This is a genomic window from Streptomyces sp. NPDC051976 (assembly GCF_040680795.1).
Lineage (GTDB): Bacteria > Actinomycetota > Actinomycetes > Streptomycetales > Streptomycetaceae > Actinacidiphila.
Map to the genome: position 1 here is coordinate 88,453 of NZ_JBFAXL010000035.1, position 9,308 is coordinate 97,760.

General features: G+C 73.9%; 8 protein-coding genes and 1 rRNA gene. 3 read left to right on the forward strand and 6 right to left on the reverse strand.

What is annotated here, in order from left to right; genetic code table 11:
• Positions 1-91 precede the first annotated feature (91 nt).
• Positions 92-1,129 (reverse strand): iron chelate uptake ABC transporter family permease subunit, encoded by a 1,038-nt coding sequence (locus tag AB0M29_RS29240; RefSeq protein ID WP_365387963.1) that lies wholly within the window; start codon positions 1,127-1,129, stop codon positions 92-94.
• 56 nt (positions 1,130-1,185) lie between these two features.
• Positions 1,186-2,229, reverse strand: coding sequence for an iron chelate uptake ABC transporter family permease subunit (locus tag AB0M29_RS29245; protein WP_365387966.1), 1,044 nt, complete (start codon positions 2,227-2,229; stop codon positions 1,186-1,188).
• 110 nt (positions 2,230-2,339) lie between these two features.
• Here AB0M29_RS29245 and AB0M29_RS29250 point away from each other — a divergent pair, with 110 nt between their 5' ends.
• Positions 2,340-3,410 (forward strand): ABC transporter substrate-binding protein, encoded by a 1,071-nt coding sequence (locus AB0M29_RS29250; protein WP_365387932.1) that lies wholly within the window; start codon positions 2,340-2,342, stop codon positions 3,408-3,410.
• Between the two features lie 4 nt (positions 3,411-3,414).
• The gene (locus AB0M29_RS29255) at positions 3,415-4,227 is read left to right on the forward strand and encodes a siderophore-interacting protein (RefSeq protein WP_365387935.1); all 813 of its coding nucleotides are present in this window, start codon (positions 3,415-3,417) and stop codon (positions 4,225-4,227) included.
• A 128-nt stretch (positions 4,228-4,355) separates the two neighbouring features.
• Here AB0M29_RS29255 and AB0M29_RS29260 read toward each other — a convergent pair whose 3' ends face one another.
• On the reverse strand, positions 4,356-5,375 hold the full coding sequence (locus AB0M29_RS29260; protein ID WP_365387937.1) for an HAD-IIA family hydrolase: 1,020 nt from the start codon (positions 5,373-5,375) through the stop codon (positions 4,356-4,358).
• Between the two features lie 74 nt (positions 5,376-5,449).
• Between AB0M29_RS29260 and AB0M29_RS29265 the strand changes: the two genes are divergently transcribed.
• On the forward strand, positions 5,450-6,724 hold the full coding sequence (locus tag AB0M29_RS29265; RefSeq protein ID WP_365387939.1) for a DUF1015 domain-containing protein: 1,275 nt from the start codon (positions 5,450-5,452) through the stop codon (positions 6,722-6,724).
• A gap of 92 nt (positions 6,725-6,816) precedes the next feature.
• On the opposite strand, the gene AB0M29_RS29270 is transcribed toward AB0M29_RS29265, so the two are convergent.
• The 3 genes from AB0M29_RS29270 to rrf all read right to left on the reverse strand — a co-directional run.
• Positions 6,817-7,764, reverse strand: coding sequence for a hypothetical protein (locus AB0M29_RS29270; RefSeq protein ID WP_365387940.1), 948 nt, complete (start codon positions 7,762-7,764; stop codon positions 6,817-6,819).
• Complete coding sequence (locus tag AB0M29_RS29275) at positions 7,749-8,957, reverse strand: hypothetical protein (protein WP_365387942.1); 1,209 nt, start codon at positions 8,955-8,957, stop codon at positions 7,749-7,751. Before AB0M29_RS29275 ends, AB0M29_RS29270 begins: the two co-directional genes overlap by 16 nt.
• Positions 8,958-9,203: 246 nt before the next feature.
• Positions 9,204-9,308: ribosomal RNA gene (rrf, locus tag AB0M29_RS29280) — 5S ribosomal RNA — on the reverse strand; the annotation flags it as partial.

Sequence of the window (9,308 nt, forward strand, 5' to 3'; positions counted from 1 at the left end):
GGAAGGCTGGGCGTCACGTCGACGAGTCGACGTGCCAGGGCGGCACGAGGTGAGGTGCGGAGCGAGGTGCGGGGCGAGGTGCGGGGCGGCGTCACATCCGGCCTGCCTTCCGCTCGCTCACCAGCAGCCACAGCAGATAGCCGCCGCCGAGCACCCCGGTGGCCACACCGACCGGCACCTGCCCGGAGGCGAAGGCCCGTTGGGCGGCCCAGTCGGCGCCGACCGTCAGGAAGGCGCCCATCAGCGCGGACGGCAGCAGGCCGACGCCCGGCGAGCGGGTGAGGCGGCGCGCGAGCTGCGGCGCGGTGAGCGCGATGAACGCCACCGGTCCCGCCGCGGCGGTCGCGGACGCGGTGAGCAGTACGGCGGCGAGCACGGTGGTCAGCCGTACGCGTTCGACGCGTACACCCAGCGCGTGGGCCGCGTCGTCGCCCATCTCGGTCATCCGCAGCGCCCGGCTCTGGGCGAGCAGCACCGGCATCAGCAGCGCGCAGGCGCCCAGCAGCGGCCAGACCTGGTCCCAGTCGCGGCCGTCGAGGGAGCCGGTGAGCCACACCACCGCGCGGGCGGCGTCCACGAAGTCGGCCTTGACCAGCAGATAGCTGTTGACGGCGGACAGCATCGCGGAGGCGCCGATACCGACGAGCACGAGCCGGTAGCCGTGCACCCCGCGCTTCCAGGCCAGGAGGTAGACGGCGACGCCGGTGAGCAGCCCGCCCCCGACCGCCCCGGCCGACACCTCGTAGGAGCTGCCGTGCAGCAGCACCACGACGACGAGGGCGCCCGCCGCGGAGCCCTGGCCGAAGCCGATCACGTCGGGGCTGCCGAGCGGGTTGCGCGAGACCGTCTGGAACGCGGCCCCCGCCATCCCGAGCGCGGCGCCGACCAGCAGTGCCACGACGACCCGCGGCAGCCGCAGTTCGCGGATGACGAACTCCTGCCCGGCGGTGCCGTGTCCGGCGAGGGTGCGCACCACGTCGACCGGGCCGATGGCGTAGTCGCCGGTGCCGATCAGCGCCACCGACACGGCGAGCGCGGCGAGCAGCAGCAGGACGCCGACCAGGGCGGCCCGCCGGTCGACGCGGACCGACAGCCCGCCGCGGGTGCGCAGGGCGCCGCCCCGCGCCACGGGCGAGGTCGGGCGGGCGTCGGACGGGTGCGCGTCGGGCGTCAGCGCGTCGCTTCTCACAGCTCGGCCATCTTTCTGCGGCGGACCAGGACGATGAAGACCGGGCCGCCGAGGACGGCGGTGACGATGCCGACCTGGAGTTCGGCGGGCCGGGTGGCGAACCGTCCGATCACGTCGGCGCCGAGCAGCAGCACCGGCGACAGGACGGCCGCGTACGGCAGGATCCAGCGCATGTCGGGGCCGGTGATGCCGCGCACGATGTGCGGGACCATCAGGCCGACGAAGACGATGGGCCCGCACGCGGCGGTGCCCGCACCGCACAGCAGGGTGATGGCGATCATCACGAGGACGCGGGTTCGGGTCAGTTCGGCGCCGAGGCCGCGGGCGGTGTCGTCGCCGAGCGCGACCGCGTTGAGCGGCCGGGCGCACGCCAGGGCCAGGACGCCGCCGACGGCGAGGAAGGGCGCGACATGCCGGACGGTGCTCATGTCGGCGGCGGCGAGTGAGCCGACCTGCCAGAAGCGCATCCGGTCGAGGGCGACGTTGTCGGTGAGTTCGACGGCGCTGGTCCATCCCTGGAGCAGCGCGGTCAGCGCGGTGCCCGCGAGCGCGAGCCGTACCGGCGTGGCCGACCGGCTGCCGCCGACCGCGTAGACCAGCGCCGAGACGACGGCCGCGCCCGCCAGCGCCCACCACACGTAACCGTCCATGCTGGTCACGCCGAAGAAGCTGATCGCGGTGACGACCGCGGCCGCGGCGCCCGCGTTGACGCCGAGCAGGCCGGGGTCGGCGAGCGGGTTGCGGGTGAGGGCCTGCATGGCGGCGCCCGCGACGCCGAGGGCGGCGCCGACCATCAGGCCCAACAGGGTGCGCGGCAACCGTAGTTGACGGATCACCACGTCGTTGTCGGTGCCCGTGGAGTGGAACAGGCCGTGCCAGACCTGGCCGACGGGGATGTCCTTGGCGCCGACGGCGATGCTCGCGACGACGACGAGCAGCAGGATGCCGAGCGCCGCGAGCAGTCCGGCGGCGCGGGTGGCGCCGCCGCGCGCGACGGAGCCGCGGGCACGGCGGGCGGCGGCGCCGGGCGGGGCCGACAGGGCCGATGGGTCCGGTGGGTCCGGTGGGGAGTGACGATCAACCAACACGGAAGTTAGGTTAGCCTAACCTTCGTTCCACCACCTCTCCCTTCGAGCAGAGCGGCTACGCCATGAACACGTCCCGATTCAGCCCAGCGCCCGCGATGTCCCGCCGCGGCCTTCTGGCCATGGGCGGCGCCGCCGGTGCCGGCGCGCTCCTGGCCGCGTGCGGCAGCTCCTCCGACTCCGGGTCCGGTTCAGGCTCCGACTCCGGCGCCAAGTCCCCGGCCGCGGGCGGCATGAAGAAGCCCTCCGGCCCCTGGACCTTCACCGACGACCGCAAGAAGGCCGTCACGCTGGACCGTACGCCCGACAAGATCGTCGCCTACGTCGGTGCCGCGGCCGCCCTGCACGACTACGGCATCGCATGCACCGGGGTGTTCGGCCCCACCAAGCTCAAGGACGGCGCACCCGACGCGCAGGCCGGTGACCTCGACATCGCGAAGCTGACGGTGATCGGCAACACCTGGGGCGAGTTCAACATCGAGAAGTACGCGTCGCTCGGTCCCCAACTGCTGGTCAGCCATATGTACCAGGCGCCGACGCTCTGGTACGTGCCGGACGAGAGCGCCAAGAAGATCCTCGGCATCGCGCCGAGCGTCGGCGTCAACATCGCGGGCGTCCCGCTGACCACCCCGCTCCAGCGGTACGCCGAACTTGCCGCGTCCCTCGGCGCCGACATGACCGCGGGTGCCAACGCCGCCGCCAAGTCCCGCTTCGAGAAGGCGTCCGCCGATCTGCGCGCGGCGGCCAAGGCGGCGGGCGGCATCAAGGTGATGGCCTGCTCGGGCGCCGCCGACGCCTTCTACGTCTCGACCCCGGCGTCCGCCGCGGACCTGAGCTACTACAAGAGCCTCGGCGTCGACTTCATCGTCCCGAACAAGGTGCAGGGCGGCTTCTTCGAGACCCTGAGCTGGGAGACGGCCGACAAGTACGAGCCGGACGTCATCCTGCTCGACAACCGCACCGCGACCCTCCAGCCGAAGGACCTCGCCGCGAAGCCGACGTGGGCGCGGCTGCCCGCGGTCAGGGCGGGGCAGGTCGCCGGCTGGCCGAGCGAGCCGATCTTCTCGTACGCCAAGTGCGCCGCGCAGATCGAGGGGCTGACCAAGGCTGTCGCCACCGCGAAGAAGGTGGGCTGACGCCATGTCCGCCGTGCCGCCCTATCTCTTCTTCCGCCCGCGTGTGGTCCGCACCGAGCGGCTCTCCCCCACCTTGCTGCGTGTCGTCTTCGGCGGCGAGGAGCTGGCCGCCGTCGTGAGCGGCGGCCGGGACCAGCGCTTCAAGCTCTTCCTGCCGCAGCCGGGGCAGTCCACGCCGGTGCTGCCCGAGCCGCTCGGTCTCGACTGGTACGCCGACTGGCGCGCGCTCGACCCCGCGGTCCGCGGGATCATGCGCACCTACACGATCCGCGAGGCGCGCCGCGAACCGGCCGAGGTGGACGTCGACTTCGCCCTGCACGGCGATCTCGGCCCGGCCTCCCGCTGGGCGCAGCTCGCCCGGCCCGGTGACGAGGTGGCGCTGCTCGCGCCCGTGGCGACGGACAACGGCGGTGTCGACTTCCAGCCGCCCAAGGGCACCGACTGGGTGCTGCTCACCGCCGACGAGACGGCGCTGCCCGCGGTCGCGGGCATCCTGGAGTGGCTGCCGACCGGCACCCCGGTCAAGGCGTGGATCGAGGTCGCCCACCCCGACGACCGCATCCCCCTGGCCACCAAGGCCGACGCCGACATCACCTGGCTCATCCGCGGCACCTCACCCACCGTCCTGGACACCCTCACCGCCGCCACCCTCCCCGAGGGCACCCCCTACGCCTGGCTCGCCGGCGAGGCCACCACCATCCGCGCCCTCCGCCGCCACCTCCTCCACACCCGCACCTACCCCCGCCCCACCATCACCTTCACCGGCTACTGGCGCCGCGGCTCCACGGAGGACGACCTGCTGACGGCAGAGGCGTGACCCCGCGAGCACCCGCCCACCCACGGTCCGCAGCCGCCGACGGCGGTCAGCGCACCGCGAGAAGGCCCGCACCCGCCCACTCAGTTGTACGGGTGGGCGGGTGGGAGAAGCCGCGCCGCAGGCGCGCTTCAGAGGTCCAGGCGCGCCAGCGCCTTGGCGGCGTCGAGCCCGCAAGCACCGTCCCCCGCCGCCGCCCAGGCGGCAGCGCAGAGGGCGCGGAGCCCATCCGCAGGAGCCCCCTCGCCGTCGAGGGTGAGCGCGTCCCCGGTCGCGCCCGCGGTCCACCCCCCGCACACGTAGCGCCCGTCGTCCCGCGTCACAGACGGCTGCGCCACGAGCAACCCCCGAAGATCCGGCGCCACATACGTCGGCCGATGCCGCGGCTCCGCGGCGAGCAACTGCCCGGGCGTGGTCACCCCGGTGAGGACCAGCAGCGAGTCGACCCCACCGGCGTACGCCCCCTCGATGTCCGTGTCGAGCCGGTCGCCGACCACCAGCGGCCGCCGCGCCCCCGTCCTGAGCACCGTCTCCCGGTGCATCGGCGGCAGCGGCTTACCGGCGACCTGCGGCGTACCGCCGGTGGCGATCCGTACCGCCTCGACGGCCGCGCCGTTCCCGGGCGCGATCCCCCGCGCGCTCGGAATGGTGAGATCCGTGTTGGACGCGAACCACGGCACACCGCGGTTCACCGCGTACGCCATCTCCGACAGCTGCGACCAGCGCAACTCGGGCCCGTACCCCTGCACGGCCGCCGCGGGCCCGTCCTCCGCGGACTCCACCGGCGTCAGCCCCCGCTCGCGCAGCGCCTCGAACAGCCCCTCGCCGCCCACCGCGAGCACCTTGGCCCCGGCGGGCACCTGGTCGGCGATCAGCCGGGCCACCGCCTGCGCCGAGGTGATGACGTCCTCGGCCTCGGCGGGCACGCCGAGGTGCGTGAGGTGCTCGGCGACGGCCTTCGGCGTACGCGAGGCGTTGTTGGTCACGTACGCCAGCCGCATGCCGTGGCCGCGCGCGGTGTCCAGCGACTCGACGGCGTGGTCGATCGCGTCGCCACCTGCGTAGACGACCCCGTCGAGGTCGAGCAGCGCCGTGTCGTAGGCCACGTCGAGTGGTTCCGCGCTGCCGTTCGGGCTGGTCCGGTCCTTCATGGCGGGCTCGCTCCTCGCGTGTCGACTCCGGCCCCGATCATCCCCTATGGCCGCCGCGGCCGTAGCATGCGCTGATGACCTACTACGGGCACCTCGGAGCGAACGGCCTGCGCCTGACGCCGTTCCGCGGGCTCCGCTACGTACGGGAACAGGTCGGCAGCCTCGCCGCCGTGACCTCTCCGCCGTACGACGTCGTGGTACGTCCCGACGGCCAGCGGCACTTGGAGACCGCCGACCCGCACAATGTCGTACGCCTGATCCTGCCCGACGCGGAGTCGCCGGAGGCGCGGCACCGCAAGGCGGCCAGGACCCTGGCCCGCTGGCTCGACGAGGGCGTGCTCGCCGCGGACCCCGAGCCCGCGCTCTACGTCTACGAGCAGCTCGACGGCGACCACCTCCAGCGCGGCGTCATCGGGGCGCTGGAGCTGAGCCCGCCGGACGAGGGCATCGTCCTGCCCCACGAGGACGTGATGCCCGGCCCGATCGCCGACCGGGCCGCCCTGATGCGCGCCACCGCCGCCAACCTCGAACCGCTGCTGCTGGCCTACCGCAACGGCGACGCGACGGCCCGCGTCATCGAGCGGACGATCGCCGAGCAGGAGCCGCTGCTGGCGACCCGTACCGAGGACGGGATCCGGCACCGGCTGTGGTCGCTCACCGATCCCGCCGCGATCGTGGCGGTCGCCGCCGACCTCGCGACCCGGCAGGCGCTGATCGCCGACGGCCACCACCGCTGGGCGACCTACCAGCGCCTGCAGGCCGCCCACGAACCCGGCACCGCCTGGGACTACGGCCTGGTCCTGCTGGTGGACACCGCCCGCTACCCGCTGCGGGTACGGGCCATCCACCGCGTACTGCCGCTGCTGTCGCCTGCCACGGCGCTCGACGCCGTACGGGACGCCTTCCGCGTACGGCAGTTGCCGCCCGGGTCCCTGGAGGAGGCGCTCGATGCCCTCGCGACCGCCTCCGTGGACGGCAACGCGTTCCTGCTCGCCGGGGACGGCGGTTTCCACCTGCTCGACCGGCCCGATCCCGCGCGGCTGGCCACCGTCGCCGCCGACCGGCCCGACGCGTGGCGCCGCCTGGACGCCGCCGTCCTGCACGGCCTGCTGCTCGACGACGTCTGGCAGGTGCCGGACGACCCCGAGCACATCCGCTACATCCACGACACCGCGGCCGCCGTGGGCCTGGCCGAACATCTGCACGGCACCGCGGTGCTCATGCACCCGGTCGACGAGCAGGTCGTGCTCCAACTCGCCCGCCAGGGCATCACCATGCCCCGCAAGTCCACGTCCTTCGGCCCCAAGCCGGCGAGCGGGCTCGTGATGCGCAGCCTCCAACTCGACTGACCCGTCCTCTACGCGCCTAGACGCGCCGAGGGCGGCACCCGCGGTGTGCGGGTGCCGCCCTCGGCGGTCACTGACGGAGTCCCGTCGCGCGGTCAGTCCTCTTCGCGCTCGGTGCGGCCGCCCCGGTCGTCGTCGCGGTCGTCGCGGTCGGGCTCACGGAACGGCGAGTCGAGGAACGACGGCGGAAGGTCGTCGTCGGCCACGTCGACCAGCTCCTCGGCGGGGGACTCGGCCTTCTCGTGCGCGACGTCGTCCTCCTCGTCGTCCTCGTCCTCGTTGTCGTCTTCGTCGCGGGCGTCGTCGTCCTCGTCGTCGAAGTCGTCGTCAGCGTCGTCCTGGGCGGAGGCAGCGCCCTCGGAGTCGTCGGACCCGGTGCCGGTGTCGGCGTCGGTGTCGTCGGACTCGTCGTCGAAGGCGTCCACGAATTCGACACCGTCGAGCTGGGCGAGCCGGTCGGAGGCGTCGGTGGTGCCGTTCTGGTCCGCCTCCAGCGCCTTGGCGAACCAGTCGCGGGCCTCACGCTCGCGGCCGACCAGCAGCAGCGCGTCCGCGTAGGCGTACCGCAGTCGCGCGGTCCACGGGTGCACCGCGTGGGAGGCCAGTTCGGAGCTCTGCAGCGTGACGACCGCGGCCTCGGTCTGGCCCATGTCCTGCCGGGCACCGGCGGCCACCAGGCGCATCTCCACCTGGCCGGCCTTGTCGAGCTTGTGCACCTCGGGGGCGCCCGCCATCTCCAGCGCGCGCTCCGGACGGCCGAGACCGCGCTCGCAGTCGGCCATCACCGGCCACAGGTCCACGGTCCCGGTCATCCGCCGGGTGGCACGGAACTCCGCCAGCGCCTCCGCGTACCGCTCGCTGGCGTACGACGCGAAGCCCGCGGCTTCCCGTACGGCCGCGACACGCGACGCCAGCCGCAGCGCGACGCGCGAGTACGCGTAGGCCCGCTCGGGGTCCTCGTCCAGCAGCCGCGCCACCATGACGAGGTTGCGAGCCACGTCCTCGGCGAGCGTCTTCGGCAGGCTCATCAGCTCCTGGCGCACGCTGGGGTCGATCTCCTGGCCGGTGACCTCGTCCGGGATCGGCAGCCGCTTGACGGGCTCCCGCTCCTCGCGCCGGTCGTCACGGCCGCGGTTCTCGAACCGCCCGCGGCCCTCGACCACCGGGCGCCGCCCGTAGCCGCGGTCCTGGTCGCCGTCGCGGCGCGGGCCACGGGGACGGTCGTCACGCGGCCCGTCGAAACGCGGCCGGTCGTCACGGCGGTCGTCGCGCCGGTCGTCACGGGGACGGTCGTAGCGGGGCCGGTCGTCACGGCGGTCGTCGCGGCGGAAGCCGCCACGGTCGTCCTCGCGGCGCGGGCCGCGGGGACGGTCGTCACGCGGGCCGTCGAAACGGGGACGGTCCTGACGCGGACGGTCATCGCGCGGACGGAAGCCACCGCCGCCACCACCACCGGGACGGTCATCACGGGGGCGGTCGTAACGCGGACGGTCATCGCGCCGGTCGTCACGGGGACGGTCATCGCGCGGACGGTCGTAGCGCGGACGGTCATCGCGGGGACGGTCATCGCGGGGACGGTCGTAACGGGGCCTGTCGTCACGGGGACGGAAGCCACCACCGCCGCCGGCGCCACCGGGACGGTCGTCACGACGGGGGCCGCCACGGTCGTCCTCACGGCGCGGGCCACGGGGGCGGTCGTCACGGCGGTCATCGCGCGGACGGTCGTAACGGGGCCTGTCGTCACGGGGACGGAAGCCGCCGCCACCACCGGAGCGGTCGTCGCGGGGGCGGTCCTGACGGGGGCGGTCGTCGCGGCGGAAACCGCCTCCGGTGCCACCGGGACGGTCGTCACGGCGGGGGCCGCCACGGTCGTCGTCACGGCGCGGGCCACGGGGACGGTCGTCACGCGGGCCGTCGAAACGGGGACGGTCCTGACGAGGGCGGTCGTCACGGCGGAAGCCACCGCCGGCGCCACCGGGACGGTCGTCACGGGGACGGTCGTAGCGCGGGCGGTCATCGCGACGGTCGTCACGGGGGCGGAAGCCACCGCCACCACCGGCGCGGTCGTCACGGGGACGGTCCTGACGCGGACGGTCATCGCGCGGACGGAAGCCGCCGCCGGCGCCACCGGGACGGTCGTCGCGACGGGGGCCGCCGCGGTCGTCCTCGCGGCGCGGGCCGCGGGGACGGTCGTCACGTCGATCGTCGCGACGGAAGCCGCCACTGGGACGGTCACCGTCCCTCCGCGGTCCGCCGCTGCGGTAGCCGCCGCGGTCGCCGCCGCCGTTCGGGCGCGAGTCCCGGCGCTCGGGGCGCTCGGGCCTGTCTTCTGGCGAGTTGGACATTCGACGTGACTCCTGTCGGATCGTACTGCTGTAGTGCAAGTCTCCCAAAGAGCTGGGCTGGACGCGCACCGGGGGAACAACGAAAAAAGGACCCTTGATCCCAGCGCTTAGGCCGGGACCAAGGGTCCTGAAAGATTGTTCGGCGGTGTCCTACTCTCCCACAGGGTCCCCCCTGCAGTACCATCGGCGCTGAAAGGCTTAGCTTCCGGGTTCGGAATGTAACCGGGCGTTTCCCTAACGCT